Here is a 25,790-nt window from a genome sequence, read left to right as displayed (position 1 = left end):
TGCCGCCGTTGTTATGACGGCCAGTCTCCACCGGCCCCTATCGCAGGGGGAGTGCTTGGCATCGCAGGAATAGCGCATGACGAATAGACATCTCGTACTCCACGACGTTTCTTACGCTTTGCCCGACGGCAGAGTGCTTTTCTCCGGCCTCCACGAGCAGTTCGACATGCGTTCTACGGGGCTGGTTGGTCGCAATGGCGTGGGCAAGACTTTGCTGGCACGCATCCTGGCCGGATTGTTACCGCCCACCTCCGGGCACTGTCGACGCTCCGGCAACGTACACTATCTCGCCCAACAAGTGGTCCATCCTGATGCTGCAACAGTGGCAACGCTGGCGGGGGTTAAGCATACCCTGGATGCGCTGGCGCGCATCGAGTCGGGCAGTACGGCAGTGGAGGATTTCGATGCCGTAGGAGACGACTGGGACTTGCCGTCGCGCCTGCGCCTGGAGCTGGAGTCCAATGGTTTGGGCCACCTTGACGCCGATTCACCGGCCAGCGTACTTAGCGGCGGCGAGGCGATGCGGGTTTCCCTGATAGGCGCCATGCTGTCGAATGCCGACTTTCTGATCCTCGATGAGCCAAGCAACCATCTCGACCGGCCGAATCGGCAGGCGCTGATCGAACAGCTGCAACGCTGGCCACGCGGGCTGATCGTGGTCAGTCACGATAGGCAGCTACTGAACGCCATGGAGCGCATTGTGGAGCTTTCTTCTCTGGGGCTGCAAAGCTACGGGGGCAATTACGCCTTTTATGCCGAGGCCAAGGCTCATGAGCGACATAATGCCCTGGAGACGCTGGCCGAGCGTAAGCGCGAGCGCCAGCGTGAGGCATGGGCGATGCGCAAGCAACTGGAACGACAGCAGCGGCGCCAGGCACGCGGCTATCGGCAAGGCAAGGAGGCCAATCAAGCCAAGTTGCTTCTGGATGGGCAGAAAGAACGCAGCGAAGCATCCTCGGGGGCACTGCGCCGGCATCAGGCGGCCCGCCTGGCACAGCTCAATCAGGGCGTGAAAGATGCCGCTCAGCATGTCGAAGATGAGGCGCCCATCGCCCTGCATGACCTCCCCGTTGCGCCGCCAGCAAAAAGTCGCGTGGCCGAACTGGATGGCGTGGAGCTGCCTTACGTCGCGCAAGCCACCCGCTCTACTAGCCTGATCGTGAGCGGGCAGCAGCGCGTGGGTGTCATCGGCCCCAACGGCTGTGGAAAATCCACCTTGCTGCGCGTGATGGCGGGCAAGGTGACGCCCTTGGCCGGTGTTTGCAAGGTGACGCCCGAGAGCGCCTATCTGGACCAGCAACTGGAGAACCTGGCCCCGGAAAAGACGGTGCTCGAGCAGTTACGCTCGGCCAATCGCACGGCGACCGAGGCGGACCTGCGCATGCGCTTGGCGCAACTGGGGATCGATGCGCCGAAGATAGCGACGCCAAGTGGGTCACTGAGCGGTGGTGAACGGTTGAAGGCAGCTCTCGCTTGCCTGCTCTACGCCGACACGCCACCGCAGCTGCTGTTACTCGATGAGCCGAACAACCACCTGGATTTGCCCTCGGCACAGGCTCTGGAGGCCATGCTGCGCAGCTACCAGGGCGCACTGATCGTGGTGTCGCATGATGACGTCTTTCTGGATAACCTCGGCTTGACCGATCGCTTGCTCGCTACTGAGCAGGGCTGGAGGATGGAGCCGCAGTCATACGATTGACCCCCATGGTATGGAAAGCAGCTCATCCCTTGCCCACTACCGATGTCGGTGTCATCGTCGTTCGGTGACCATCAGTCGCTGACCACAAGGAGCAATATCGTGTTCATCGCCATGAATCGTTTTCGGGTCAACCCCGAGCGAGTGGAAGAGTTCGAGCAGATCTGGCTGGAGCGGGAAACCCACCTGCAGGGCCTGCCCGGCTTCGTCGAGTTTCATATGCTGCGCGGCCCCGAGAAGGAAGACCACGTGCTATACGCCTCGCATACCGTGTGGCGCTCGCGCGAGGATTTCGAGGCCTGGACGCACTCCGAGGCGTTCCGCAAGGCCCACGCCAACGCCGGCCAGAGCAAGCGCGAGGGGCTCTACCTGGGCCCGCCGAACTTCGAGGGGTTCGAGGTCATTCAGACAGTCGGCAACGATAGCGATGCCTGAGGCCATGGAACGCATGAGCGCAGCACGGCGTATACCGCCGACATTGACAGCACTGGGCGGCCACGACGTGCTCTTCGCGATGGCCGCCGAGGCCGAATACGGCCCGATCTCAAGCAGCGTTTTACCCCGACCATGACCGGTGTCGGCCCGGTGGAGGCGGCCGTGGAGCTCACCGCGGCCCTGGCCGCTCTTGCTCCGCAGGGACGCCTCACCGCAGGGCTTCGAAAAGGGCACCACGCCCTTTCTCGACCTGCCGGCAATCGTTCCCCTGCCACTACGCATTCCTGGCATTCCCGAGGCGACGCTCTCCACCGGGGCCAACATCGTCTCGGGCGAGGCCTATGCCGCCATCGCCGCCGAGATGGTGGACAGACCTCACGGCGGCATCTTATGTGCTCCTCCGCTCACTTTTCCAGGTACGGCTAGTCGGGGTCATACTCCACTTGCTGGATGCATTCATTCGCTTCGAATACTCAAGTGCTTCAGGACCCAACGCCTCCAGTGTCTTTACCATGTTTTCTTTGCGCGGTGATCGATTTGATTCTGAGTCCCAGTAAATCCATGTATCGAAGTAGGGGCGGCCAGCTTCTTCTAAGTCAGCTCTCAGCTGAACGATCACATGCGGTTCAGGCACCCAAAGCTGGGTCGCAGCATGAGGGATAGCAGCATCTAGCTGTACAAGGAAGTCCTTTGGAACAAGACGCTTCCCAGAGCTTCCATCAATTTTTAACACCTCAACCAAGGGTCCATACAGATCTCCTAAATAGTCACGAATCCAGTAGCCGCGGTTCACGACAAACCGAAAAAAACGAGGATTTAGCCCACGTGATGTCAAAGCAAGGACAAAAGGGTCGTCACGAGTGGAGAAAAGACAGTCGAACTCAGCCGCGCCTAAACGTACCTGAAATTTCTGCATATCAACACCAAGCACACGCATACTTTGGTGGAGCTTCTTGAGGGATTCCATTTTCATAGCCAGCTCTCGTGTAAATACTTAAGGAAAAAATCGTCACCTAACCGCCTCTATTGATGAAAGTTGACTAGTCAGGTGAAGTAGAAGTTTGACCCAAAGGCGATATGATGAGCAGAAGCGAACTTCCGTGGGAGGGCTCCCTGATGGATGCTAAAAGAGCGTAAAGTCCACTTTCTAAGCATTTAACCAGGAAAATCATAGGGACGCCACCATAATATATCAACCATTAATATATATTAATAAAAAATAAAGCGTGGCCCCCAGCACGGCGGTGCCAATCAGACCCAAAAGACTGAATAGGGCAACGGCACCGACCACCACTAGGGATATCAATGCCGGAGCCGGCTCGCGTGCTATCTCGCTGTATGCAATGTAGACAGCGAAGTTGATGAATACTGCTGCCGGCAGCAGTCGTTCCAGATAGCGCTGTGTGCTTGGGTTGATTCGCAACGAGATGAACGTCGGCGCGATACGAACCAGACAGCTGGTGGTGAATAGCGCCGCAATTGCCACCAGTACGGACTCGCTCATGACCACGCTCTCCCCAGAATGAAAGTCGCGAGCAGAACGCTCGGAATCCAGAAGTACACCGGCCCGAATAACTGGATGAGCAAAAGTGCCACGCCCGCGCTCAACACGGCTGCAGCCAATACTGCCGGTCGCTGCTGCTCTTTACTCCAAAGTCTGGCTCGCAACTGCGAGACCGACAGATACATCAGCACCACGCTGGCGGGGTATCCAAGGTTCATATCGGCTCCAAGCCAGGCAGTCGGGATAACTTGACCTAGCAACGCACCGAGTAACCCGGCTATCACCCATGTAGTGAAGATGGTGACACGAATCCAACACACGCGAGGGCCGCTATCTCGCTCGTGCTCCGTGGCATAAGCCTCGTCGCCCAGCATGTGGGCCACGCAGGCTCGCTTGCCAACCGCGGACGGCAGGCGCGTGGCCGACGTATAAGCGATTGGCAAGTAGCGACAGTTGATTGAGGCAGTGACCAGGAGCATGGTGAAAAAGCTGGCACCGGATTCGACAAGGGGTAGCAAGGCGAACTGCCCGCTGCCGGAGAAGCCCAGCAAGCTTATGGCAACCACTTCCAGCAGCGACCAGTCGGTGCGTACGGCTAGCACGCCGAATAGCATGCTGACCGGCACGACCGCAATCGCCGCTGGAGCCACTCGCCGCAGCGTGTCCGCTTTGCTGCTACCAAATGGTGGTGCAAATTCGTCACCTGCGCTCGGTTGTACTTCGCTCATTAGCTGCCACTCGCCATCGCCTCGCGTTCATGTGCCCGACCGTAGGCACGGTTTTCCCATCGGTTGATTTCAATCACCCAGATGTCACGGTAACCCAACTCTCCAGTTGCCGGCTCAATGTCGGTGGCATAATGGATATAGCGCTCGTCGTCGATGATGATCGCCTGATTTGCTTCCAGTACCTGGCGATGTACCACTTGGTTGGTCAGCGGATCGATCACCTGGGTCTCACCGCCGATCACATTCTCGCGGCGAACGACAGCGATGACGCTGTACTCGTGGCCATCGCGATGAGGTCCCTCTGGTACTGTCACACCCCGGTATTGAGCGTTGGCGGTGACGCGAATCTGGTTGACGTTAACCTGAACCATCTCATTCAGCTCAATCGGCAGGTTGTCTAGCACACGAGCAATCAGTGGCGAGGGATCGACTTCCAATTGCTCGCGGTGACGAGGGATTCCACCCGCTTCTTCGAGCTTGATGTAGCGCGCTGACTGGATGTACTTGCGCTGGGGCAGGACGGCGAAAACCCATTCGCTCTCATCCCAGAAACCGATGTACTGCGACAAGCGGATCTGTCGTAGACGACCGAGACTGTGGCCGTCACGCGGCATATTTTCGAAAGAACCTTGAACGTCGCGCGACATAACTGGCATGTCCACTACGCAGTAACCCTTGCGAATGTAGTCAACATGGGCTGAGAAGACCTTCTGAGGCTGCACCATTGAGGTATGCATCTACGTATCCCTCGGGTCAGGTAGGTTGGAGGTCGAAGGTGGCAATTTCGTACGGTTTGAGAGATTCGATGTGCTTTCTAGTAATGCCACGGTAGAAATCGCATGCCGAGGGCTCAACGGCACCGACCGACGCGTATTTTTTCTCCAGAGGCCCCAGACACAGTCCTCCACAGAATCCCTCGATTTCGCAGCCGCGACAGAACTCCGGGTTGTCGCGCCGCAGGCTGGCGTGCTCCAGATAGGGCTCTGAATCGAGGATGTTTACCCCGTCGCGGATATCACCCAACAGCGTAGAACCGGCTTTGCAGGCAAACACCGAGCCATTGGGCTCGATACTGAATTGCGCCCCCTTGGCCGAGCAGTTTTTGAAGCCCCTATGACTAACACTGTCGAAGCCGAGCATCACTTGAAAGATTTGGTGCCAGTAGCCGGTGAGCACCACGCCGTGGCTACGTCCATACTCCACCACTTGCCATAGGTGTTCGACGATGTTCTCGGCGCCGAAGCTGGCATAGAAGGTCGGATCGAAGTCGACTACTACCCCAATTTCCCGTGCACCGACATCTACCGCCAAGTCGACGATGGATTCGTTGAAGTCACTCCAGGTGGCCGAGGTCAACGCGGCATTAATTGCCACGCGATTGTCGTACTTTTGCAGTAGTCTCAGTCCTTGCATCACTACCGGCGTGCTGTCCTCGCCATTCTTCAATGGCCGGCTTGGGCTGGTTGGGGAATCGAAGCTAACGCATACAGCAACCTGGTACCTAGCGAAGGTTTCGGCTATTTCGTCGGTGATCAACGAGCCGTTGGTGACGGTCGAGTAATGAATCGTCATGCCGTCGCGTTCGCCGTTGCCGAAGCGCTCCAGCACCGCTTCGATGGTGCGCCAGTTGAGCAGCGGTTCGCCTCCGAAGAACTGCAGCATCACTTCAAACACGCCGGCGGAGCGTGCCACGGCGAGCGCCGACTCGACATAGGCGATGCCGTCGGCGGGCTTCATCGAACGGTTCTTCGGGTCGTACTGGTGGTCGAAGCGCTCCTTCGACGCATAGATCGAATCCTCGATGTTAACCTTGATCCCTTCGCGAGCAATCAGGCGCGAGGTGTCGACCTTGTTGAATTCGTCTTCAGCAGACATTTCCTTGCCCTGCACACCTTCAAAGCAGTAGGTGCAACCGAAATTGCACGCGTTAGCGAGGATAAGCTGAATGATGTTGACCTTCTTCTCCAGCGTCGAGGGCATGGTGAGTGTTGTGTGTTGGTCGCTCGGTCGAACAAGGATGCGGCGTGCAATCAGCTGTTGGATCAGCTCGTCGGTGCGGTTGTCGGCATCGCCGGAAAGAGTGCTGATGGGCACCTGGCGTGGCTGTTGGAAGCTTAGGAGCTGCTCCTGGGCGGCATCGTCCAGAAAGAATAGGCCTCCGAGTCGTCGATGATAGGTGGCGAAACGCTCACCGACTCTGGTCTGAACTACGTCCTTGGACAGGACATAGGCTTCGGTTTCAACTGCGGTTTTCAACTGGCACGCTCCGTGGTTCCGTGGAGACTGTCACCCGAAGGCGGTGTCACGATGCCGGACACCGCCTTCGCCCGGTTACTTGGTCAGGCGGTCATTGAGCTGCAGGCCACCGACAGCAAAGGTGCCGCCCACAGTGCCACCGACCGTTCCTCCCACAGTGCCGCCAACCGTTCCTCCCACAGTGCCGCCAACCGTTCCTCCCACGGTGCCGCCGACTGTTCCGCCCACGGTTCCGCCTACAGTTCCGCCGATGGTGGAGATGCTAGTAATGAAGTTCATCCCGCCTTCCTCTCTTGGTTATGTGGCGCCGAACCATTCAGGCGCCGCGTGAAACACCCGCAAGCGGGTGCGAATCCGTTTTTCAACAGGTCAGCAACCGACCAAGCCCCGCGCAGACACGCCACAAGGGCATGCGGAGTCCAACCGAAGTGGTTCTTGCTGCAATGGGATGAGTCGAGTCTAGGGAGAGGTATTCGAGGCGGTCTTGTAAGATCGTGCAGGTTTACTGCAGGGTCAGGGACAGCGGAGATCAGTGGTGATGTAACATCCGCAGCCATCGCGCCGGCGGGATGCCGTACGCACGGGTGAAGTGATGAGTCATGTGACTCTGATCAGAGAAGCCGGCGATCAGGGAGGCATCCGTTAGCGTCTGCCCTGTAACGATCAATGCACGCACATGATCTAGGCGACGCATGGTCAGGTAACGGTAGGGGCTGGTGCCATAGAGCGCTCGAAAATCACGCGACAATCTCCAGCGATCACGTCCACTGGCCTGTTCGAGTTCTTCGAGGGTGATGGCGCGGTCCATCGCACTGTGAATGTATTCACGAGCGCGCTCTGCGGCCTGATAATCCAGCGCCTTTCGCCCACGCCGTGCTCCTGCCACCAGGGCCAATGCCTGGGCCAGGTCATAGATGGCGTCGTCTTCCTCAAGTGGATCGATTGGGCACTCCATGCCTTGCATGAGGGTCTGAGTAGCCGCGTACAGCCGCGGATCACGGGAGATGCCTTCGGGTATGAACGGCAACGGCTTGCCGCCAAGAGCCCGCTGCAGTAAGGCCGGCTCGATGTACAGGATACGGTAGCGGAATCCATCATCGGTTCCCGCCTCACCGTCGTGCAGTTCGTCCGGGTGTAGCACGATGGTGCCGCCCGGCAAACTATGGCGCATGCTGTTGCGATAATGAAAGCAGTGCACCCCGGCCAGCGTCCGGCCAATGGCATAGGTGTCATGGCGGTGTGGCTCAAAGCCATATCCACCGAAGAATGCCTCCATGCGCTCCAGCTTCGCGGATGGTGGAGCACGTAACGCCCAGTCCTCATTGCCGCTCATTTATCGTCCCTGCACCGCTACCGCGCTGATTGGCTTTTCTCTTGCACATGTTAATGCTATGTCGAGATGGACGACACCCAGACTGATTGATATTGACAATCGCTGTAGCCACTGCGTCAAGCCAGTACACTGGGACTAAATTCCCGATGACAAGGCAAGCAGCGTCGATGCACGATCCCTTACCTTCTGATACTCGAACCGATGATCTTGGCGAACCCAAGCTCACGGCACTGGGCGGCCCCCAAGTGCTCTTCGCCATGGCGGCCGAGGCCGAATACGGCCCGCATCTCAAGCAGCGTTTTACCCCAACCATGACCGGTGTCGGCCCGGTGGAGGCGGCCGTGGAGCTAACCGCGGCTCTGGCCGCTCTTGCTCAGCAGGGACGCCTACCGGAATTGGTGGTCTCGCTGGGCTCGGCGGGCAGCCGCTCGCTCGAGCAGACCGAGATCTACCAGGCGACGTCCGTTGCCTACCGCGACATGGACGCCTCACCGCTGGGCTTCGAGAAGGGGATCACGCCTTTCCTCGACCTGCCGGCAATCGTTCCCCTGCCGCTACGCATTCCCGGCATTCGTGAAGCGACGCTCTCCACCGGTGCTAACATCGTTTCGGGCGAGGCCTATGCCGCCATCGCCGCCGAGATGGTGGACATGGAGAGCTATGCCTGCCTGCGCGCCTGCACCCGCTTCGATGTTCCGCTGGTGGTGCTGCGCGGCATCTCGGACGGCAAGGCGGAGCTGCACCATGTGGATGACTGGACGGAATACCTGCACGTCATCGACGAGAAGCTGGCCGCCGCCGTGGACCGACTTGGCGAGGCGCTTGCCGAGGGATTGCTGGATCGCTGATGCCCATGGGTGGCCGGGTCAGGGAGTATTCAACGCGGCTTAACCACCTTTTGGGACAGAGCCCACCACTCGGTAGCGCGTGCTGCGCCCTCCCCCCGGCAGTTTCTCCAAGCAGCCCTTGGCCAGTAGATCGGAAAGATGGCGGGTCGCGGTGGCCTTACTGACCTTGGCGACCTTCTGATACTGAGCAGCACTGATACCACCCTCGAAGCCCCGCTCTCCGCCATCCAGCAACCGATTGAGCACCTTGACCTGTTCCGGCAACAGGCCGGCTTCGGCGAATCGTTGCCAGAAACGGGTCTTGGCCAGGGTACGCGCGATGCCGGCGAGGGCATCTTCCAAGGTTTGCAACAGAATATCGAGAAACCAGGCCAGCCAGTCGCTGAGATCCGTCGTGCCACGCTGGCTGTTTTCGAGCACCCGATAGTAGTCCTGCCGCTCGGCCAGGATCGCGGCGGACATGGTATAGAGGCGAATGCTTTGTCGATCGGCCTGGGCCAAGGCTCGATCGGCAATGGCGCGGGCCAGGCGGCCGTTACCATCCTCGAAGGGATGCAGGGTAACGAACCAGAAGTGGGCAATACCGGCACGCAGCAGGGGGTCCAGGGTCGGGTCGTGGCGGCTCGCGTCGAACCACGTCAGGAAGGCAGCCATTTCGTCCTCTAGCACTATGCGAGGCGGGGCTTCGAAGTGCACCTTGGGCTTGTCGAGGCGACCGGAGACGACCTGCATCAGCTCCTCGCCCCGCCATACCCCTACCCGCAGCCTGACCAACGAGGCATCGGCATCAGGGAATAGCCAACGATGCCACTGGAAGAGCCGCTCGCGAGTCAGTGCCGTATCCGGCGAGCCGATGGCATCCATCATCATGTCGGCCAGGCCTTCCGAACGCGATGAAACAGCCGTGGCTACACCCTCCACACCGAGGCGTCGCGCCAGGGAGGAGCGAACCGAGGCGGCATTCAAACGCTCTCCTTCGATGGCCGAGGAGGTAATGATGTTCTGCAACAGCGTATCCAGCATTACTGCCGGATCTTTGTCGGCCGGGAGGGAGCCAACCCTCCCCAACAGCATACCGAGAGATCGCCAGGCTTCCTGAAGGCGAGGCTGGATCACGTCGGCCCGCCAATGGAAAACGGGCCAGTCGGGCTGCTGCCAGATCCAGGTTGGCGTCGTGATGGAAGCATTCATGGCGGTACCCTGAATAACGGGTGAGCCGAATAATCCAACTATTCGGCTCACAGTATGAGCCGATTGTCATATCATTCAGCTCACGGGTCAACCAAGGCCCTGGTCTGGCCTAGATGAGATGCGGCTCGAGCCAGCGCTTGAGCTGTCCCGCCTGCATCAGCCCGGCCTGGCGGGCGATCTCACGCCCTTCCTTGAAGACGATCAGCATGGGAATGCTGCGAATGCCGAAGCGACCGGCCAGGGCCGGTTCCGCCTCGGTGTCGAGCTTGGCGAAGCGAATGCGCGGCTCCAGTTCGGCGGCGGCCTGGGCAAAGATCGGCGCCATCATCTTGCAGGGCCCGCACCAGCCGGCCCAAAAGTCCACCACTACCGGCAGCTCGCTACGCTCGGTCAGCGCCGCGTAGTTGGCGCTGGAGAGTTCCAGAGGTGCGGCGGTGAACATTGGCTGCTTGCACTTGCCGCAGCGCGAGGCGGCCAGGCGCGCCGTGGCCACGCGATTGATGGCCAGGCAGTGAGGACAGGCCAGATGCAGGAAATCGGACATGACGGGGCTCCGGGATGGATGATATTGACGAGGATATGGAGGTGCCTGGGCTAAAAGTAAAGCCAAGCACATTCCTGCCAGCATGTCTTGGTGAGCCGAATAGCCGAGCTATTTGGCTCACTCTTTGAGCTGAATACATGTTCGATGTATAGCCCTCGCCAGGTCATTTGCCGGGCTGGCTCAGGGTAACTAGGCTGATCTCGTCATGTTCGGCATTGTCGGCGTGACGCCTATCGCCGCACCGTTTTCGACAGGAGGTTGAAGCCATGTCCAGCCCTGAGCACAAGCAGAAGATATGGAAGATGATCAAGGAGATTCAGGTCGGCATGCTGGTCACGCTGGATGGCGACATGCCCCGTGCCCGGCCGATGCACCTTGTCCAGGATGAATACGACGGCACGCTGTGGTTCTTCACCCGGCGCAGTGCCGAGAAGGTTTCCGAAACTAACCGCGACCACGACGTCTGCCTCAGCTTCTCTGACCAGGAAGAGGGGGTGTACGTCTCGCTCTCGGGCAAGGCCAACCTGAGCGTCGACCGTGAGCTGATCGAGAAATACTGGAACCCGTTCGTTGCGGCCTGGTTTCCCGACGGCAAGGACGACCCCGACCTCGCCCTGCTGGAAATCAAGGTGACCATGGGCGAGCACTGGAAGGCCAAGAAGAGCAAGGTGTTCCAGCTCTATGAGTTCGCCAAGGCCAACGTCAAGAAGGACGCCACGCCGAACCTGGGCGAAAACGAGAAGTTCGGCGGCTAAGATCGTGCGTTGCAGAGATCCTGATGAGATTGGCAGAGCGGCCTCATCATGGTTCCGCAGGGGTGCGCGGAAAGCTTACATTTTTTCCGTTGAGCCCGCCGCCTTGCCTCAGGCAGGATGAGGGTAGAAAAGCAGGTTGGTAGAGACAAGCAACAGCATACCGCTGGAGGAGCCACATGCAACCGCTGAGCTATTACTACTACAACGTGCTGGAAGGTCTCGAAAAACCGTGCGACGTGCCATCGTCCCAACTGCAGGAGGGCTACGATATTCTGTATCGACATGGCGGACGTATCGAAATGGACCTGATGCGCAAGGCCGAGGATAGCAATGCCCAGGGTACGCCCTACCACTGGTATGAGGCCCTCGACGAAGAGCAGCAAGCGAAACTGCACAAGGCCCTGGATGAAGAAAATCCCGCCAAGATCCTCAAGATCATTCAGCGCAACGGCTATGCCGGCGTGCTCTACCATCATGCCTGGCATCACTTCCGGGAGTCGGGAGCCGCCTAGAGTGCGACATTGAGGATTCCATCAACACGCCGGATAGTCATGCCGACTGCTTGATAAGCAAGCCTTAATGTAAAAGGCCGCTTTTCCCGAAAGCGGCCTTTTTGCTAATCGTTTGATACCGCCGGGGCTCCTGGCTAGGCCTAGTCGTCCAGCTTGGTGAGCGCCGAGTCCTTGTGCATGGCGATATGATCTGTCTTGTCGCTCTTGATCTCGTATTGCGGCTCGTCTTCGCTGGCGTGGCGCTTGTGCCCCTTGTACTCCGTATCCTGGGTGTGAACGCGGATGACCTTGCCGCTCACCCGGCCCGCCTCGGAGTTCCAGCTCACGTGATCGCCTACCTTGAAACGCTTGGCCATGGCTCACCTCTCCCTGGGGAATGTCCAACGAGCTGAAGCATAGCCCAGGCTGCCGCGGCCTTCCGCCTAGCGGCTTTCCGTCACGAGCGCCTTGTCGTCATCGAATGCCAGGTATTCCGCAATCGTCTCCATACCTTCCAGCGGCTGCTCGTAGCTCCACGCGACATCGGTCTGGTCGCCAAACGAAAAGTAGGCGGCATCGCCCTTGAACGGGCAGTGGGTCACGGTGTCGGAACGGGTCAGCCGGTCCAGGCTCACGTCTTCGCGGGGAAGATAAAGCCGTGGCGGGTAGCCACGCTCGCGTAGCTCAAGGGCACGGGTGGTGTCGGCAAGCAGGGTGTCGCCGATCACGACTTGCACCCGGCGATCATGCGGTTGCAGGGTGATACGGGGCTCGGTGGGGGTCATCGCTTCACCTCGGATTCGTGTTGGTGAAAAACGTGCGCAACCGACGGCCAGGTGGCCGCCGGTTGCCAATAGTGTGGCTCAGAGCTGCGTCACTGCGTCAACAAAAGCGGCCAGATCGAGGTTGAAGCGATCGGCTTCCTCAAGGAAAGGCGCATGGCCCGATTCAGCGTACAGCGTGCTGCGGATGAGTGAATTCAGAGCCACCGCTCGAGCAATGGACGGTTCAGGACGTACTAGTGCATCACGCGCCCCGTAGAGAAGCAAAATCGGCTTACGCGCCGCGCCCAAGCCTTCAGCAGCGGAGATAGTCATCGAAGGCACGGCAGTTTGCATCTCCGGCGAGGCCAGGGCCGCGTTGGCGAGCAGACGCTGGAAGGTGACGATGTCAGGCTGTATCTCGAAGCACAGCGACAGGAACGATCGCTCGGCATCCAGGCGTGTCCTCAGGTCCGGCGAGCTGAGGTCACGATATACCTCCGGATGCGACGCTATCTGGTCCGGATGCAGCTCTATCACACCGCCAACGTACATTGCGCCCGCGATCTTGTCGTCCCCGTAGGCGGCCAGGTAGTTCGTGATGACGGCAGCGCCCAGCGACCATCCGACAAGTACGGGATCGTGAACGTCCAAGGCCTCGATCACGGCTGCCAGGTCATCCGCCCAGCGGCGTCCGTCACTATAGGCCTCAGCGCTGGAAGGCTTGCTGGAAAGGCCATGCCCGCGGAGGTCGTAGGTGATCAGGCGGTAGTGCTGTAGCTCCGGCCTACTCACCTGCGCTTCCCAGTTCAGGTGACTGCCAAACAGGCCGTGGAGAAAGATGACTGGGTGACCATCCGCATTACCTGTCTCCTGAACGGCAATCGTGACGCCATCCGGCGCGGTGACGCTATAGTGCTTCGTTTCCGCGAACAACGCAGTGGAGAGGGTAAGCAGGATGCCGGTCAGGACCAGCCGGCAGACAATCTCTAGCGTTTTGCTTGCAAGCATAACGGGAACTCCTGAGGGGTGAGAGCCCCAGTCTCAACCCTTACACTGGCGTAAGAGTCAAGCGGCACCCGTGCTATGCTGTTGCGATATGAACAAGCCCGCTCCACAGAAGATGTTGTCGATCGGCACGCTCGCTCGAGAAACGGGGGCGAGCGTACGCTCGATCCGCCATTACGACGGGCATGGCCTGCTCGCTTCTTCTCGCGCCAGTAATGGTTATCGGGTTTTCCCAGCCACGGCGATCGAGCAGGTCAAGCAGATTCAGCGCCTGATCGCGACAGGTTTCAGCCTGGCGGAAATACAAAGCTTTCCTGATTGCATGCGAATGATCGAAGGCGCGATGTCTTGCCCCGATACGACCGAGATCCAGCGCAAACGGCTCGCATCCATAGAGCGGCAGATCGCGGATCTTGAACGCAGACGCACGCGCTTGCGCCTGATGCTGACTGAGGGCACCACCCCACCGCTGGATTGAGTGATCGCTGGCCCGCCCGGTAGCAGTTACATACAAGCCAGTACCCACTGGCGCGCCTAGCATGAACGTGACCCTGACCTACCAAGAACAACGAGGGCATGACCATGCGTAACCTGCAGCAATTTCTCGACGCCTACGGCGAGAGCCACCGCCACCCGGTAAACCAGTGGGTACACATCGTCTGTGTGCCGGCCATCTTCTTCTCCACCCTGGGCCTGCTGTGGCTGGTGCCGATTGGACGCTGGCTAGGGCTGGAGCCCGGCGCAGCCGAGTGGGTCAATGGCGCCACTCTGCTGGGCGTGCTGGCCGGCCTGGTCTATCTGCGCCTCTCATTCGGCGTGTTCTTGATGATGGTGGCCTGGTTCGCCCTTTCCGTGCTGGGCATTCTCGCTATCCTCAACGCGGGGTGGTCGCTGTTCTGGATCTCGCTGATCACCTGGGTGGCGGCATGGGCGTTACAGGTGTGGGGGCATAAGGTGGAAGGCAAGAAACCATCGTTCATCGAAGATGTGGTCTTTCTGCTGATCGGCCCTATCTTCGTCACCTTCGAAGTGGCGCACAAGCTAGGGCTGCGCGTGCCGCGCCCGGCAGGGCATTGAGCTACCTACCGGCGTCTGCTGCTTGAATGGATGCTGCTTGGCCTCCTGCCGGCCAACCGGGCGCACCGCCCGCGACATGTTCGATGCCCTTCCCTCGGTCTATATCGGTACCGGCAGTTCCGTATCTGCCGCTGCAGCGAGGCTGATTGAGCAGCAGCGGCAGATTGGCTCACTTCATCTCGAAACCCTGTCGGATGAGGAACTCACGCATGTGGGCGCGCAGCTTGCTGTCGAACAGCGGGGTCAGGTTCTTCGACCAGTTGGAATCCTTGGTGCCGCCGCGACGCTCACTGTAAATAGTCCTGCATGGCGTCATCGAAGGCGGCCACCAACTCGCTATCGTCGGTGTAATAGTCCTCCTTGAGGATCGCTTCCACTGGCAGGCGCGGCTTGACGTTCGGATCGGCGGCCGGGTAGCCGAGGCATATGCCGAATACCGGATAGACGTGTTCGGGCAGGTGCAACAAGTCGCTGATGGCCTGCGGGTTATTACGAATGCCGCCGATGTAGCAGATACCGAGACCCTCGGACTCGGCAGCGATGGCCACGTTCTGGGCCATCAGCGCAGTGTCCACGCTGGCTACCAGCAGTTGCTCGGTCATGCCGCGCACGACGTTGGCGCCGGTGCGCTCGGAGTCTTCGGTGGGCGCTTCAATTTCGATGAACCCACTTGTACCCACGCCATATTTCTGGGCCTGAACGCCAGTAGGGTTTTGGATATTCAGGCGTCATGCCAAGTTCTGTCAGTGCATGCATTGGCCAGCGAGGGTTATCAAGTGCCGCCCTAGCAATCGCTATCATGTCAGATGATGCTGTCGAAACAATGTCCTCAGCCTGCTGTGGTTCTAGAATCATTCCAACAGTCATAGTTGCTATCCCTGATGACTTACGGATATCACTTGCATAACTAACCTGATATCCCGGCACAGTTGAAGGAATTTTTTGCGCATGAGAATTACCACCCGAAGAAACACTAACATAGTCGCAACCGATATCTCGTAAAGCAGCAGCCAGGATTCCGGCCTCTTCGATAGTAATACCATCTTCTACATGATCCGTCCCGTTGATCCTCATGCCAAGAGGTTTATGCATTGGTAGCGCCTCTCGTACCGCCTGCGCAATACGAAGCGGCAGCCGCATTCTGTTTTCAAGCGAACCTCCGAAGCAGTCGGTGCGTTGGTTAGCGACGGGTGATAGAAAGGAGCTGAGTAGGTATCCATGTGCCCCATGTAACTCTACGAGATCGAATCCCGCTCGGTCGGCCCGCCTAGCTGCAGAGACGAAAGCTTCAACAATTTGTTCGATATCTGCGCTATTGAGAGGCTTGGGAACAGGCCAATCATTTTGTATGGGGAAGGCGGATGGCCCTACCGGCTGCCACCCACCGACATCTGGCATGGCGGGGGCGCCGGAATCGAATCCTTCAGCCGATGCCTTTCGCCCAGCATGGCCAAGCTGGATCCCCAAGGGTGTGGCGCTGTAACTACGAATATCGGCCACCAAACGAGTCAGTGCAGATTCTTGCTCGTCAGTGTAAAGACCCAGGCAGTGGGGGCTGATACGTCCTTCTGGAGTGACGCCAGTCGCTTCGGCAATTACAAGGCCAGCACCTGATATTGCCATCGAACCAAGATGCATAGTGTGCCATGGTTGGGCGATACCATCGACAGCGCTGTACTGGCACATTGGAGAGATAGCAATGCGATTGGGGAGCTTGAGGGTTCCAAGCATAAGCGGGCTGCTTAAATGGCTCATGAATTATCACTCTTTGACAAATTTTTTGATGCCCCTGCGGCTTCTGCTGCATAGCGACCCACGATATAGCCAAATGTTAGTGCCGGCCCTAAAGTAATACCTGCACTGGGATAAGCGCCCGCCATGATGGAGTTCATATCATTGCCACAAGCATAGAGCCCGGGGATGACATTATCTTTCTTATCCAGAACACGTCCCTTTTCGTCGGTTGCTAGCCCCATGGTAGTGCCAATATCCCCCGGATATATTCTGATCGCATAGAATGGGGGTTTTTCAAGAGGCTTTAGGCAAGGGTTAGGCCTATGCTCAGGATCGCCCAGATAGGTTTGATAGTCCGTAGAGCCCTTGCCGAACTCCTGGTCCGTCCCGACGCGAGCATCATTGTTGAAACGATGGACAGTCTCAATGAAGCATTCTGAAGATATACCTGTCACCTCGGCCAGCTCTTTGAGTGATGCTCCTTTTTTCAAATAACCGGTACGCAAGTGTCCCTTGAATGGGGCAGGGAAGGGTCGGACCGGCCCCAGCCCATACTTTCGAAGAGTTTGATGATCACACACCAACCAGGCTTCATGTACCCCTTCTTCGATCATACCCGTCACAAAGTCATGGTAAGACACTGCTTCATTAACAAAGCGTCTACCATCCGAATTCACAGCAATGACACCCGGCTTGGCTCGATCCAAAAAAAGATGAGGAAAGGGCCGTTCACCTCGCCGATCTGGTATCAATGATATGGGCGCCCAGTATCCGGCATGCCTATTAGTTTTGATGAATTGAGCGCCAATGGACTCGGCAGCAGTAATTGCAGCTCCAGTCGCCGGCTTGGGTGACATGGTGTAATGCCTTGATCCAGCATGAATATGCGGCATGACCATCTTTCTCAAATCGTCATTTGCCGGGAACCCCCCTGTGGCAAGCACCACGGCATGTCTGGCAAGAATTTCCCGGCCATCATTAGTATTGAACCCAACAACCCCACCGTCCTCAACCTTGAGAGAAGCCAGTGCCACTTCCGTGAATATTGGAATATCTTTCTCGATAGCTGAGTAGGCCAGCCGGCCTGCGACCGCCTGACCCAACACGAGCCGAGTGCCACGAGAATAAAACAATCGGTCTCGGGCATACCTTACAAAAAGTTTAAAGGCATGCCATGCCGATGCCGGCCTTCTCGTCATGTTCATGAAGTGACCGATATCAAAACGGTTGAGCATCATGCCACCAAAGAGAGTAAAGTCACTAATTGGCGGTTTAAGAAGTGTGAATTTATTCTTCAAGAGACGACCATCAAAAGTCTTGGCATCCAATACCCTGCCTCCAAGCGCCGCTCCAGGTCGGTCGGAGTGGTAATCGGGTGAAAATGCTCTATGTTCAAATTTCAGGTGAGTCTTCTCCTCCATGAAGCCCACCATTTCAGGCCCTGCTTCCAGAAAGGCTCTGACCATACCAGGCTTCAGCAGTTCACCGGTCTCATTGGCAATATAGTCATAGGCTTCATCGCGGTTGTCATTCATTCCAGCCGCACGCATCTTGGGATTATCCGGTATCCATATAGCCCCACCTGATACGGCCGTCGATCCACCAAAGTGCGAATCTTTCTCGAAAATGGCAACTTTCATACCACCACAGTGAGCGGCCAGAGCCGCAGTCATACCTGCTGCTCCTGATCCGATCACTACCAGATCATATTCACTGTCGGGAGAGTCCTGGTACTTGCTCACAGCTCCGCCTCCGGCCTTGGATATCGTCCCATTCCCCAGCCGCCATCGACGCGTAGAACCTCACCATTGATGAAGCTGGCATCCTCGCTGGCCAGGAAGGCAATGGCTCGCGCGATCTCATCGGGTTGACCGACACGACGCAGTGGCGACTGCTCGACAAAGATTTGGTGACGCCAGCGCTCAGTACGAATACGCTCCTTGGTCAGAGGCGTCTCGATCAGGCCGGGAGCGACGGCGTTGACACGAATTCCACTGGGGCCATAGTCGGTGGCCATCTGCCTGGTCAACGACGCCACGGCTCCCTTGGAAGAAGAATAGGCGGAACTATGAGTTGCGCCTACTTCCGCAAAGATGGAAGCCACATTGACGATGGCGCCAGACGACCGTTTCCTCATTTCAGTGACAGCCAGACGACTCAGCCTGAAAAGCGATACAACATTTATCTCAAAGAAATTCCTGAGCGATTCGTCCGTAGTCCTGGAAACACAGTTCCCGCCTCCTATCCCTGCATTATTGACAAGAACTGACAGATCTCCGCCTGTAGCATGCAAGGCGTCAGCAACCTTGACTTCCAGGTCAGGGTCCGTCAAATCTGCCACCAGGCTGAAGATCTTCGAAGCGCATGACCTTCTCAAGAACTCCAGCCCCTTCTCGTCACGATCAATTGAAATGACAATATTTCCTTTATTGGCTAGGAGAAATGCAGTCGATCTGCCGATGCCAGATGCTGCACCGGTAACAATGGCAACTTGATTCTTGTTAATCATCGAAGCCTCCTTATATGCTTGTAGCGCCGCCAAGAGAACGACCACCGTCCACAAGTAACACTTGCCCCGTTATGAACCTGGCTTCGTCGGAGGAGAGAAAGTTCACAGCGCCAGCAATGTCATCCACCGACCCCAGCTTGCCCATTGGCTGTATGCTCCTCAGAGCGTCCAGATCAGTATCCGATCGCGACTTGAGCATATCCGTCTCTATGACCCCTGGCGCCACAGCATTCACCGTTATCCCTTTATCGGCCAGTTCAAGAGCCAAGGATTTGGTAAATCCAACGACAGCTGCCTTTGAGGATGAGTAATGTATATATTGCTTGGCGCCCAGCATGGCGCGTGAGGCAATATTGATTATCGCCCCACCCTCAGGCATTCGGAAGGCAGCCTTTTGGGTCAGATCAAACATGGCAACCAGATTGACTTCATACATGGATCTGAAGTCGTCAACAGTCAGCTCGGTGAATGGTTTGACACTAAAGGAACCTGCATTGTTGACAAGGCACTCCACTTGCGAAACGGAAAGAAAAAATTTCTCTACCTCACGACCGTCGGTTATATCTAGAACATATGCATCGCCTTGCCCTCCTGCTTCTTCAACAAGCTGAACTGTTTCGTTTGCCATATCCTCTTTCAGGTCCACCACAATGACTTTGTAACCAGATCGTGATAGTCGCAATGAAATAGCTCGCCCAATACCGGCGCCGCCTCCAGTTACAATTGCTGTTCCTGGCATGGACATGCTTTCCCCCTAGATTAAAATAAAGGGCCAGCATGATGCCGGCCCTGCTACATCAATGGCCGAAACTGGCGAGATCAAGCTCACTATAGATTTCATCGCGAATGAGTTGGGCAATGGCTTCAGGGTCGGTACGATCGACAGTATCAAGAAGCTCGCTCCACTCTGCCTGCTTGGCGATGAATTCGTCTATGAGAGAGGAAGGGTTGTCTACCCCCCGCTCCTCCATGGCCTTTTGGGGAAGCGCATCAACAAACCCTGCTTGGAATTCGGCAAGCGCCTCGATGAGGTCTTCATCGGGGGAAAGAATTTCAAGGCCCCGCTCGCGAGATCCTTCGAGTGCCGCTTCCACATCGGCAGCATAGGTGGCCTGGGTACGTGCAATGCCCAAGGCCAGATGATCAAGGAGGGTGTGCTTTTGCTCTTCATTCAGGCCCTGCCAGAACGAGGGGTTCATGACGTAAGTCGCTCCCATCACCACCCCCATCGGTAAGGTGGTGACACTTTCCGCAACCTCCCAGAACTTGTTCCCCTTATCCAGGTTGGTAGGATCCGAAAGAGTACAATCGATTGATCCGCGGCTCAGGCCTGAATAGACATCCCCAATCGGAACGGATACCGGGACACCCCCAAGTTTTCTCACCCAGTCAGTCTGGGCCCCACCGGCCGTGCGGATCCTCTTTCCTCGTGCATCCTCTACGCTGCGAATCGGATCCATGCAGATGAAATGGTAAACAGGAGTCGAGTAGCCTCCTACGAAAATCCCTCCATTGTCATTCCATTCCTCTCTCACGAACTCATTATTGATACCGATATCCGTGTAGGCAATAGCGGCAGCCAAGGCGTCATCAGACGTAAATACCAGATCATTCAGCACGTTATTCACAGGCAGTTCAGATGGCGTATAGCCAGGATATACAACACCCAACTGTGCCACTCCGTCCCTGATGCCCTGCATGGTTGTTCGGGCAGGCACAAGAGATCCACTGGAATAAACTTCGAAAGACATTTCACCATTGGTGCTTTCCGATATATCTTCGGAAAACCGCTGGTATGGTTGTTCGTTAAGGATATGGACAGGTGACATCCAGTTTGTAGCGATGTAGGTATTCCCCAATGCAGGGAGGGCTACTACGCCAGCCAGTGCCACAGCAGTACAAGCCATCTTTTTCATTATTGCCTCCTGGTTATAATGAGCCACAAAATACTGCATTGTTTTTATTGCTGAGTTACAGCGCCACTCAGCCTGCAATTCCTGGCAGCCAAAGCGTTAACACAGGAAAAGCAACAAGTAGCACTATGGTGAAGGCATCTGCAAGGATGAACCACGAGACACCTGAGAAAATCGTCCCCAATGGCATTGAGCTCCCAAGGCTTGATCTAATTATGTACACATTCATTCCGACAGGGGGAGTAATAAGCCCCGTTTCCAGCAACTTAATAACCAACACCCCAAACCAGATCAAATTGATATCCATCCCAATCAGCAGCGGGGCAAGAACTGGCACTGTCAAAAGTATAATTGAAATGCTTTCAAGAAAACATCCAAGGACTATGTAGAGAAGGCAAATTAATATTATTACCCAGATGGCATCAAAACCAGCGAGTTGCGCTGTTACCCAGTTAGGCAAGGTTGACAAAGCAATAAAGCTGGAAAAAAGGGCTGCTGACATAACTATAATAAATATTGAAGCCGTTCCTATTGCCGTATCAATCACGGCTCTCTTTAGGACATCAGTAGTAAGTGCGCGACGGAATAGCGCTATTATACAGGCTAGGAAGGCACCTATCGCACCGGCTTCAGTCGCTGTAAATATACCGCTAAAAATTCCACCAAGCACCCCGACAATCAGCACTGGAAGCGGCCATATATCCCGCAATAGATTCAGCTTTTGTCCCCAGGTAGTTTTCTCCTCAACCCTTGGAGCCAAGCTAGGGTTCAACATACATCGGACCGTTATCATAATTGTAAACACAAGCCCTGACAGTATGCCTGGAATAACCGCCGCCATAAACAACGTGTTGATCGATACACCCATCGTAATCCCATAGACGATCAACAGCACACTAGGCGGAATCAGCGAGCCCAAGGTTCCTGCAGCCGCAACCGATCCAGCGGCTAAGGAAGGGGCATAACCGGCTTTCAGCATTTCAGGAATGGCAATTCGTGAAAATGCTGCTGCCGTTGCCACACTCGACCCACTGGCTGATGCAAACATTGCACTCGATGCTACACTCGCAGTCGCGAGTCCTCCAGGTACTCGATTCAGAAACACCCTTGCAGCTTTGAACAGGCCGTTGCTCAATCCCGCAGATGACGCGATGTAGCCCATCAGGAGAAACATCGGGACAGCGGAAAGGTTCCAGTTTCCTATAAGGTCATAAGGAATCGCCCTGCTGATGCCTATGGCTGGCATGATCCCCATCATGAAATAGATACCAGCGAATGACGCCACCCCCATTGCAACCGCGATCGGAACTCGAAAACCGATCATGACCAGCGTCGCAATTATCCCCATGAAACCTATTTCGAGACGATCCATTTTATTATTCCTCCGCTTGCGACGTTTCGATAGGCTGATAACTTCCTCGAAAAATATCTATCAAGCGAATGGTCATTACCAGGCAAGCGAGTGCCAGGCCTAGAGGAAGTAAAAACTTGGTAGGCCAAATAACGACTCGCCAAGCTCCTTCCACCACTTCACCAATCTTCCATGCATGCAGTGCTGGGGCCCACGAAAGCCAGGCCAGGCCACCGTAGAAGAATGCAGAAAGAGTCGTTGCGACAGCAAGAAGTACTTTCTTTGCCGCCAACGGGAACAACCCATATAGAAGTTCTACGACGATGGAACCTTCGCGGACTTCAACCCACGCCAAGGGCAAGAAGACTACCGCCACCATGTAATAGCTGGCAACCACCTCTGTAGTCCCCGGTATAGGGCTATTAAAAAAATGCTTTCCTATTACATCCGCCGTTACATGCAGCATCATCAAACCCAGTGAGAGTGCTGCCACCACGGCAAGTGCGTAACTTATATGATTTGCCAGCCTAGTCATCATTGCATCCTGTAGCCACCATTGACGTCGATAACACTGCCGGTGGTATAGGCACTGTCGAGACTCGCAAGAAACGATACCGCCCCGGCGACGTCCTCTGGTGTACCGATACGTCCCTGCGGAATTGTCTTTTGCACTTCCTGATCAGCAGAAGGATCAAGGGAAAGACGCAGCATGGGAGCGTCTATCAAGCCGGGTGCCACCGCATTGACCAGCACACCCATCTCGGCCCCCTCCCGAGCCCCCGCCTTGACCAGGCCAAGGACGGCACTCTTGCTGGCGATGTAAGCAGCACTCGAGCGATATCCGCCAAGCTGTGCCGCCACAGAAGAAAAGGCGATGAACCTGGCTCCCTCTAACCGTTGCACGCCTCTCAGACGCAGAAAGGCGCGCATCAAGTAGAAGGTGCCACTGCTGTTCACCTCCTGCGTCTTCTGCCATTCCTCATTCGAAATCTGTGTTATGGGTCGCCTCTGTCCGTCATCGTCGAGCAGCAAGATCCCCGCCGCAGCGACCAAGGCCCTTATCGGGCCGTGCTGCTCCTCGACCTTTGTCAGGAGCGATGCGATACCACCATCATCCGTAACATCCAGTGCATAGCCCACGTGTCCCTCGCCAGGCAGCCGAGCTGCCAAGGCGACGGCCGCGGCTTCGGACAGATCGGTCGCCACGACCCGATATCCATCCCTTGCCAGCCGCTCACACACTGCCTTGCCGATACCGCCACTGGCGCCTGTCACGAGAGCCACATTGATCACTAGCGTTTCCTCCGTCAGGTGTCTACATCCAAGATTGGATAAATTAACCCGGATACGTCAAGATATTTCGTGAAAATTTGGCCTTTAGCGATATTTTTGGATAAATTCTGGCTTTCCCTGGGTTGCACGAAAAGATGGTATGGAGCATGATTCATGCTGACGACACAGCAGACAGGGGAGGCTCGGCGATGAGCGAGAATGGAGGGACTGTCGCCGATGCGGCTAAGGATGCGCTTCGAGAGATGATCCTGACAGGGCATCTGTGCCCCGGTGAACGCGTACATCAAGATCATCTCTCAAGCGTTCTTGGCCTTTCGAGGACACCCGTGCGCGCGGCACTGGCAAGCCTTGCCCAGGACGGCCTGCTCGACTATGAATCCAACCGAGGATACCGGGTCAAGCAATTTTCCGTGGATAACATAAGGGGGGTTTTTGAAGTACGCTCGTCTCTGGAAGCGTTAGCATGCCGTGTCGCTGCCAGGACCGGATTAGCCGCCAGCACTTTGGATCGGCTTGACGAGCTAGTAGAAATTGGCGACAGGATCCTATCCGCAGGAGAGCTGGTTCCCGACGCTCTTCCTGAATATCGCAAGATGAATGTCGATTTCCATGAAACCATCATGGAATCCGCTCACAACCCGCTTTTAAAAGACTTTGTGGACAGATCTCACAACGTGCCATTGGTCTCAGACAGGGTAATCCTGTGGGATGACTTCGACGTAATCTATCGTTCCCATGACGATCACCGCCGCATCGTCAAGGCACTGCGACTTGGTGACGGTGAACGAGCCGCCGCCTTGATGCACGAACATGTCTACTTCGCTGGAGAACTGCTTGTGGACCGGCTACGCGAGGATCCCAACCTGCTGCAACATCAGAAATATGGCTAGCCCTATCGACAACAAAGATTTAGAGGTCTCAAGAATGAAGATAAGATTGTTTCACTCGCCTACCTCTCCTTTTGTCAGAAAGGTACTGGTTTGCGCCCATGAGAAAGGGGTCATTGACCAGATAGAAAAGCTCTCATCCAAAGCCTGGCCGGTCAAGCGAGACCCGGAAATTGTCAAGGAGAATCCATCGGGCAAGGTACCAACGGCGTTGCTGGAGGATGATTCCCCACTCTTCGATAGCCGGGTGATATGTGCCTACATAGACACCCTTTCACCGTCCTCCTTACTTTATCCAGGGAATATCAAGGACCGGTTCTCCGCGATGACGCTGGAAGCCTTGGCAGACTCGATTCTCGATGCTGCCCTACTGTGCCGCTATGAAGCGGTGCTGAGGCCCCAAGAGTACTATTGGGCACTATGGCACGACAGTCAGATGGAAAAGGTCGACAGCGGCCTGGATGATCTTGAGAATCGTTGGCTCACGGTTCTGCAGGGGCCGGTCACGATCGGTAGTATTGCGACAGCATGTACGCTTGCCTATCTCGATTTTCGTTTTCCGGACAAGGACTGGCGAAGCACTCACCAACAACTCGCCGTCTGGTTTACTGACTTCTCGAAGCGAGCCTCCATGCAGGCCACCCAACCGGAGTAAGGTTGTGCGGGTTGAGCCAGCCCAACAAGGAAATGGTCAGAGGCAGGCCCCCGGATCGCCGGGGGCCGGAGGGCCGACTCACTTCATCTCGAAGCCCTGTCGGATGAGAAACTCACGCATGTGGGCGCGCAGCTTGCTGTCGAACAGCGGGGTCAGGTTCTTCGACCAGTTGGAATCCTTGGTGCCGCCGCGACGCTCACTGTAATAGTCCTGCATGGCGTCATCGAAGGCAGCCACCAGCTCGCTGTCGTCGGTGTAATAGTCCTCCTTGAGGATCGCTTCCACCGGCAGGCGCGGCTTGACGTTCGGATCGGCGGCCGGGTAGCCGAGGCACATGCCGAATACCGGATAGACGTGTTCGGGCAGGTGCAACAAGTCGCTGATGGCCTGCGGGTTATTACGAATGCCGCCGATGTAGCAGATACCGAGACCCTCGGACTCGGCAGCGATGGCCACGTTCTGGGCCATCAGCGCAGTGTCCACACTGGCTACCAGCAGTTGCTCGGTCATGCCGCGCACGACGTTGGCGCCGGTGCGCTCAGACGCCTCGGTGGGTCGCTTCATGTCGGCGCAGAACACCAGGAAATCGGAGGCGGTGGCTACGTACGACTGCCCTCCGGCCAGCTCGGCAATCTTTTCTCGGTTGGCCGGGTTCTTAACGTGGATGACGGTATAGGCCTGGACATGGCTTGAGGTTGCGGCAGCCTGGCCGGCGCGAATCAGCTCGACCAGCAGCTCGTGCGGGATTTTACGGTCGGTGAATTTGCGAATCGAGCGATGGGATTTCAGCAGTTCGATGGTGGGATTCATGTCGCCTCACG

General features: G+C 56.7%; 30 protein-coding genes and 1 pseudogene. 9 read left to right on the top strand and 22 right to left on the bottom strand.

Annotated features, from left to right (window positions below; all coding sequences use genetic code 11):
• Nucleotides 1-76: 76 nt before the first annotated feature.
• Nucleotides 77-1,699 carry an ABC-F family ATP-binding cassette domain-containing protein gene (locus HOP51_RS13365; RefSeq protein WP_234274392.1) on the top strand — a complete coding sequence of 541 codons (1,623 nt, stop codon included), beginning with the start codon at nucleotides 77-79 and terminating at the stop codon, nucleotides 1,697-1,699.
• A 99-nt stretch (nucleotides 1,700-1,798) separates the two neighbouring features.
• Nucleotides 1,799-2,131, top strand: coding sequence for an antibiotic biosynthesis monooxygenase family protein (locus tag HOP51_RS13360; RefSeq protein WP_234274391.1), 333 nt, complete (start codon nucleotides 1,799-1,801; stop codon nucleotides 2,129-2,131).
• Between the two features lie 388 nt (nucleotides 2,132-2,519).
• On the opposite strand, the gene HOP51_RS13355 is transcribed toward HOP51_RS13360, so the two are convergent.
• From HOP51_RS13355 to HOP51_RS13325, 7 genes are all read right to left on the bottom strand, one after another.
• A complete protein-coding gene (locus tag HOP51_RS13355; protein ID WP_234274390.1) occupies nucleotides 2,520-3,104 on the bottom strand; it encodes a DUF6037 family protein in 585 nt (194 codons plus the stop codon).
• A gap of 219 nt (nucleotides 3,105-3,323) precedes the next feature.
• Complete coding sequence (locus HOP51_RS13350; protein ID WP_234274389.1) at nucleotides 3,324-3,635, bottom strand: hypothetical protein; 312 nt, start codon at nucleotides 3,633-3,635, stop codon at nucleotides 3,324-3,326.
• Nucleotides 3,632-4,363, bottom strand: coding sequence for an AzlC family ABC transporter permease (locus tag HOP51_RS13345; protein WP_234274388.1), 732 nt, complete (start codon nucleotides 4,361-4,363; stop codon nucleotides 3,632-3,634). Before HOP51_RS13345 ends, HOP51_RS13350 begins: the two co-directional genes overlap by 4 nt.
• Nucleotides 4,363-5,100 (bottom strand): 2OG-Fe dioxygenase family protein, encoded by a 738-nt coding sequence (locus HOP51_RS13340; RefSeq protein WP_234274387.1) that lies wholly within the window; start codon nucleotides 5,098-5,100, stop codon nucleotides 4,363-4,365. The genes HOP51_RS13345 and HOP51_RS13340 overlap by 1 nt, the downstream gene beginning before the upstream one ends.
• A gap of 16 nt (nucleotides 5,101-5,116) precedes the next feature.
• On the bottom strand, nucleotides 5,117-6,619 hold the full coding sequence (locus tag HOP51_RS13335; protein WP_234274386.1) for a radical SAM/SPASM domain-containing protein: 1,503 nt from the start codon (nucleotides 6,617-6,619) through the stop codon (nucleotides 5,117-5,119).
• Between the two features lie 75 nt (nucleotides 6,620-6,694).
• Nucleotides 6,695-6,898 carry a hypothetical protein gene (locus tag HOP51_RS13330; RefSeq protein ID WP_234274385.1) on the bottom strand — a complete coding sequence of 68 codons (204 nt, stop codon included), beginning with the start codon at nucleotides 6,896-6,898 and terminating at the stop codon, nucleotides 6,695-6,697.
• Nucleotides 6,899-7,148: 250 nt separating this feature from the next.
• Nucleotides 7,149-7,952, bottom strand: a complete 804-nt coding sequence (locus tag HOP51_RS13325) for an AraC family transcriptional regulator (protein WP_234274384.1) — start codon at nucleotides 7,950-7,952, stop codon at nucleotides 7,149-7,151.
• Between the two features lie 167 nt (nucleotides 7,953-8,119).
• On the opposite strand from HOP51_RS13325, the gene HOP51_RS13320 reads away from it, so the two are divergent.
• On the top strand, nucleotides 8,120-8,800 hold the full coding sequence (locus tag HOP51_RS13320; protein WP_234274383.1) for a 5'-methylthioadenosine/S-adenosylhomocysteine nucleosidase: 681 nt from the start codon (nucleotides 8,120-8,122) through the stop codon (nucleotides 8,798-8,800).
• A gap of 39 nt (nucleotides 8,801-8,839) precedes the next feature.
• On the opposite strand, the gene HOP51_RS13315 is transcribed toward HOP51_RS13320, so the two are convergent.
• Together HOP51_RS13315 and trxC are read right to left on the bottom strand one after the other, a co-directional pair.
• Nucleotides 8,840-9,991, bottom strand: coding sequence for a Fic family protein (locus tag HOP51_RS13315; RefSeq protein WP_234274382.1), 1,152 nt, complete (start codon nucleotides 9,989-9,991; stop codon nucleotides 8,840-8,842).
• A 109-nt stretch (nucleotides 9,992-10,100) separates the two neighbouring features.
• Nucleotides 10,101-10,535: a thioredoxin TrxC gene (trxC, locus tag HOP51_RS13310; RefSeq protein WP_234274381.1), complete on the bottom strand. Its 435-nt coding sequence runs from the start codon at nucleotides 10,533-10,535 to the stop codon at nucleotides 10,101-10,103.
• A 266-nt stretch (nucleotides 10,536-10,801) separates the two neighbouring features.
• Between trxC and HOP51_RS13305 the strand changes: the two genes are divergently transcribed.
• Nucleotides 10,802-11,290, top strand: coding sequence for a pyridoxamine 5'-phosphate oxidase family protein (locus HOP51_RS13305; protein WP_234274380.1), 489 nt, complete (start codon nucleotides 10,802-10,804; stop codon nucleotides 11,288-11,290).
• Between the two features lie 176 nt (nucleotides 11,291-11,466).
• Nucleotides 11,467-11,802 (top strand): hypothetical protein, encoded by a 336-nt coding sequence (locus tag HOP51_RS13300; protein WP_234274379.1) that lies wholly within the window; start codon nucleotides 11,467-11,469, stop codon nucleotides 11,800-11,802.
• A 140-nt stretch (nucleotides 11,803-11,942) separates the two neighbouring features.
• Here the strand turns inward: HOP51_RS13300 and HOP51_RS13295 are convergent, their stop codons facing one another.
• The 3 genes from HOP51_RS13295 to HOP51_RS13285 form a co-directional block, all read right to left on the bottom strand.
• Complete coding sequence (locus HOP51_RS13295; RefSeq protein ID WP_234274378.1) at nucleotides 11,943-12,158, bottom strand: hypervirulence associated TUDOR domain-containing protein; 216 nt, start codon at nucleotides 12,156-12,158, stop codon at nucleotides 11,943-11,945.
• A gap of 66 nt (nucleotides 12,159-12,224) precedes the next feature.
• The gene (locus HOP51_RS13290) at nucleotides 12,225-12,566 is read right to left on the bottom strand and encodes a DUF427 domain-containing protein (protein WP_234274377.1); all 342 of its coding nucleotides are present in this window, start codon (nucleotides 12,564-12,566) and stop codon (nucleotides 12,225-12,227) included.
• 78 nt (nucleotides 12,567-12,644) lie between these two features.
• Entirely contained in the window at nucleotides 12,645-13,553 is a 909-nt protein-coding gene (locus HOP51_RS13285; RefSeq protein WP_234274376.1) for an alpha/beta fold hydrolase, read from the bottom strand.
• Between the two features lie 88 nt (nucleotides 13,554-13,641).
• Here HOP51_RS13285 and HOP51_RS13280 point away from each other — a divergent pair, with 88 nt between their 5' ends.
• Nucleotides 13,642-14,028, top strand: a complete 387-nt coding sequence (locus HOP51_RS13280) for a MerR family transcriptional regulator (protein ID WP_234274375.1) — start codon at nucleotides 13,642-13,644, stop codon at nucleotides 14,026-14,028.
• A gap of 98 nt (nucleotides 14,029-14,126) precedes the next feature.
• A complete protein-coding gene (locus HOP51_RS13275) occupies nucleotides 14,127-14,627 on the top strand; it encodes an Mpo1 family 2-hydroxy fatty acid dioxygenase (RefSeq protein ID WP_234274374.1) in 501 nt (166 codons plus the stop codon).
• A gap of 169 nt (nucleotides 14,628-14,796) precedes the next feature.
• Here the strand turns inward: HOP51_RS13275 and HOP51_RS13270 are convergent.
• The 9 genes and pseudogenes from HOP51_RS13270 to HOP51_RS13230 all read right to left on the bottom strand — a co-directional run.
• Nucleotides 14,797-15,277, bottom strand: a pseudogene (locus HOP51_RS13270) (nitroreductase family protein); the annotation flags it as partial.
• Nucleotide 15,278: 1 nt separating this feature from the next.
• Entirely contained in the window at nucleotides 15,279-16,382 is a 1,104-nt protein-coding gene (locus HOP51_RS13265; RefSeq protein ID WP_407061804.1) for an NADH:flavin oxidoreductase/NADH oxidase, read from the bottom strand.
• Nucleotides 16,379-18,103: an FAD-dependent oxidoreductase gene (locus tag HOP51_RS13260; protein WP_234274373.1), complete on the bottom strand. Its 1,725-nt coding sequence runs from the start codon at nucleotides 18,101-18,103 to the stop codon at nucleotides 16,379-16,381. The genes HOP51_RS13265 and HOP51_RS13260 overlap by 4 nt, the downstream gene beginning before the upstream one ends.
• Nucleotides 18,100-18,870, bottom strand: coding sequence for an SDR family NAD(P)-dependent oxidoreductase (locus HOP51_RS13255; protein ID WP_234274372.1), 771 nt, complete (start codon nucleotides 18,868-18,870; stop codon nucleotides 18,100-18,102). The genes HOP51_RS13260 and HOP51_RS13255 overlap by 4 nt, the downstream gene beginning before the upstream one ends.
• Nucleotides 18,871-18,880: 10 nt before the next feature.
• Nucleotides 18,881-19,615, bottom strand: a complete 735-nt coding sequence (locus tag HOP51_RS13250) for an SDR family NAD(P)-dependent oxidoreductase (protein ID WP_234274371.1) — start codon at nucleotides 19,613-19,615, stop codon at nucleotides 18,881-18,883.
• 52 nt (nucleotides 19,616-19,667) lie between these two features.
• The gene (locus tag HOP51_RS13245; protein WP_234274370.1) at nucleotides 19,668-20,786 is read right to left on the bottom strand and encodes a C4-dicarboxylate TRAP transporter substrate-binding protein; all 1,119 of its coding nucleotides are present in this window, start codon (nucleotides 20,784-20,786) and stop codon (nucleotides 19,668-19,670) included.
• Nucleotides 20,787-20,853: 67 nt separating this feature from the next.
• Nucleotides 20,854-22,155 carry a TRAP transporter large permease gene (locus HOP51_RS13240; RefSeq protein WP_234274369.1) on the bottom strand — a complete coding sequence of 434 codons (1,302 nt, stop codon included), beginning with the start codon at nucleotides 22,153-22,155 and terminating at the stop codon, nucleotides 20,854-20,856.
• 4 nt (nucleotides 22,156-22,159) lie between these two features.
• Nucleotides 22,160-22,669 carry a TRAP transporter small permease subunit gene (locus tag HOP51_RS13235; RefSeq protein WP_234274368.1) on the bottom strand — a complete coding sequence of 170 codons (510 nt, stop codon included), beginning with the start codon at nucleotides 22,667-22,669 and terminating at the stop codon, nucleotides 22,160-22,162.
• Entirely contained in the window at nucleotides 22,669-23,427 is a 759-nt protein-coding gene (locus tag HOP51_RS13230; RefSeq protein ID WP_234274367.1) for an SDR family NAD(P)-dependent oxidoreductase, read from the bottom strand. The genes HOP51_RS13235 and HOP51_RS13230 overlap by 1 nt, the downstream gene beginning before the upstream one ends.
• 188 nt (nucleotides 23,428-23,615) lie before the next feature.
• Between HOP51_RS13230 and HOP51_RS13225 the strand changes: the two genes are divergently transcribed.
• Together HOP51_RS13225 and HOP51_RS13220 are read left to right on the top strand one after the other, a co-directional pair.
• On the top strand, nucleotides 23,616-24,317 hold the full coding sequence (locus HOP51_RS13225; protein WP_234274366.1) for a GntR family transcriptional regulator: 702 nt from the start codon (nucleotides 23,616-23,618) through the stop codon (nucleotides 24,315-24,317).
• Nucleotides 24,318-24,351: 34 nt separating this feature from the next.
• The gene (locus HOP51_RS13220; RefSeq protein ID WP_234274365.1) at nucleotides 24,352-24,969 is read left to right on the top strand and encodes a glutathione S-transferase; all 618 of its coding nucleotides are present in this window, start codon (nucleotides 24,352-24,354) and stop codon (nucleotides 24,967-24,969) included.
• Between the two features lie 78 nt (nucleotides 24,970-25,047).
• Here the strand turns inward: HOP51_RS13220 and nfsA are convergent, their stop codons facing one another.
• Nucleotides 25,048-25,779, bottom strand: coding sequence for an oxygen-insensitive NADPH nitroreductase (gene nfsA, locus HOP51_RS13215; protein ID WP_234274364.1), 732 nt, complete (start codon nucleotides 25,777-25,779; stop codon nucleotides 25,048-25,050).
• Between the last annotated feature and the right edge of the window lie 11 nt (nucleotides 25,780-25,790).

Origin of the sequence: Billgrantia zhangzhouensis (genome assembly GCF_021404465.1) — a bacterium.
GTDB classification, from domain to species: Bacteria; Pseudomonadota; Gammaproteobacteria; order Pseudomonadales; family Halomonadaceae; genus Halomonas; species Halomonas zhangzhouensis.
Note: the sequence above shows the minus strand (reverse complement) of the source record. Positions and strands in the feature narration are given on the sequence as shown.

What these genes read in the sequence shown, in the direction of transcription:
- HOP51_RS13300 (WP_234274379.1), top strand. Translation starts at nt 11,467, where the DNA reads ATGCAACCGCTGAGCTATTACTACTACAACGTGCTGGAAGGTCTCGAA.
- HOP51_RS13275 (WP_234274374.1), top strand. Translation starts at nt 14,127, where the DNA reads ATGACCATGCGTAACCTGCAGCAATTTCTCGACGCCTACGGCGAGAGC.
- HOP51_RS13240 (WP_234274369.1), bottom strand. Translation starts at nt 22,155, where the DNA reads ATGGATCGTCTCGAAATAGGTTTCATGGGGATAATTGCGACGCTGGTC.
- HOP51_RS13350 (WP_234274389.1), bottom strand. Translation starts at nt 3,635, where the DNA reads ATGAGCGAGTCCGTACTGGTGGCAATTGCGGCGCTATTCACCACCAGC.
- HOP51_RS13245 (WP_234274370.1), bottom strand. Translation starts at nt 20,786, where the DNA reads ATGAAAAAGATGGCTTGTACTGCTGTGGCACTGGCTGGCGTAGTAGCC.
- HOP51_RS13255 (WP_234274372.1), bottom strand. Translation starts at nt 18,870, where the DNA reads ATGATTAACAAGAATCAAGTTGCCATTGTTACCGGTGCAGCATCTGGC.
- HOP51_RS13235 (WP_234274368.1), bottom strand. Translation starts at nt 22,669, where the DNA reads ATGACTAGGCTGGCAAATCATATAAGTTACGCACTTGCCGTGGTGGCA.
- HOP51_RS13250 (WP_234274371.1), bottom strand. Translation starts at nt 19,615, where the DNA reads ATGTCCATGCCAGGAACAGCAATTGTAACTGGAGGCGGCGCCGGTATT.
- HOP51_RS13340 (WP_234274387.1), bottom strand. Translation starts at nt 5,100, where the DNA reads ATGCATACCTCAATGGTGCAGCCTCAGAAGGTCTTCTCAGCCCATGTT.
- HOP51_RS13365 (WP_234274392.1), top strand. Translation starts at nt 77, where the DNA reads ATGACGAATAGACATCTCGTACTCCACGACGTTTCTTACGCTTTGCCC.
- HOP51_RS13290 (WP_234274377.1), bottom strand. Translation starts at nt 12,566, where the DNA reads ATGACCCCCACCGAGCCCCGTATCACCCTGCAACCGCATGATCGCCGG.
- HOP51_RS13220 (WP_234274365.1), top strand. Translation starts at nt 24,352, where the DNA reads ATGAAGATAAGATTGTTTCACTCGCCTACCTCTCCTTTTGTCAGAAAG.
- HOP51_RS13295 (WP_234274378.1), bottom strand. Translation starts at nt 12,158, where the DNA reads ATGGCCAAGCGTTTCAAGGTAGGCGATCACGTGAGCTGGAACTCCGAG.
- HOP51_RS13355 (WP_234274390.1), bottom strand. Translation starts at nt 3,104, where the DNA reads ATGAAAATGGAATCCCTCAAGAAGCTCCACCAAAGTATGCGTGTGCTT.
- nfsA (WP_234274364.1), bottom strand. Translation starts at nt 25,779, where the DNA reads ATGAATCCCACCATCGAACTGCTGAAATCCCATCGCTCGATTCGCAAA.
- trxC (WP_234274381.1), bottom strand. Translation starts at nt 10,535, where the DNA reads ATGTCCGATTTCCTGCATCTGGCCTGTCCTCACTGCCTGGCCATCAAT.
- HOP51_RS13285 (WP_234274376.1), bottom strand. Translation starts at nt 13,553, where the DNA reads ATGCTTGCAAGCAAAACGCTAGAGATTGTCTGCCGGCTGGTCCTGACC.
- HOP51_RS13320 (WP_234274383.1), top strand. Translation starts at nt 8,120, where the DNA reads ATGCACGATCCCTTACCTTCTGATACTCGAACCGATGATCTTGGCGAA.
- HOP51_RS13225 (WP_234274366.1), top strand. Translation starts at nt 23,616, where the DNA reads ATGAGCGAGAATGGAGGGACTGTCGCCGATGCGGCTAAGGATGCGCTT.
- HOP51_RS13330 (WP_234274385.1), bottom strand. Translation starts at nt 6,898, where the DNA reads ATGAACTTCATTACTAGCATCTCCACCATCGGCGGAACTGTAGGCGGA.
- HOP51_RS13265 (WP_407061804.1), bottom strand. Translation starts at nt 16,382, where the DNA reads ATGAGCCATTTAAGCAGCCCGCTTATGCTTGGAACCCTCAAGCTCCCC.
- HOP51_RS13315 (WP_234274382.1), bottom strand. Translation starts at nt 9,991, where the DNA reads ATGAATGCTTCCATCACGACGCCAACCTGGATCTGGCAGCAGCCCGAC.
- HOP51_RS13305 (WP_234274380.1), top strand. Translation starts at nt 10,802, where the DNA reads ATGTCCAGCCCTGAGCACAAGCAGAAGATATGGAAGATGATCAAGGAG.
- HOP51_RS13345 (WP_234274388.1), bottom strand. Translation starts at nt 4,363, where the DNA reads ATGAGCGAAGTACAACCGAGCGCAGGTGACGAATTTGCACCACCATTT.
- HOP51_RS13280 (WP_234274375.1), top strand. Translation starts at nt 13,642, where the DNA reads ATGAACAAGCCCGCTCCACAGAAGATGTTGTCGATCGGCACGCTCGCT.
- HOP51_RS13325 (WP_234274384.1), bottom strand. Translation starts at nt 7,952, where the DNA reads ATGAGCGGCAATGAGGACTGGGCGTTACGTGCTCCACCATCCGCGAAG.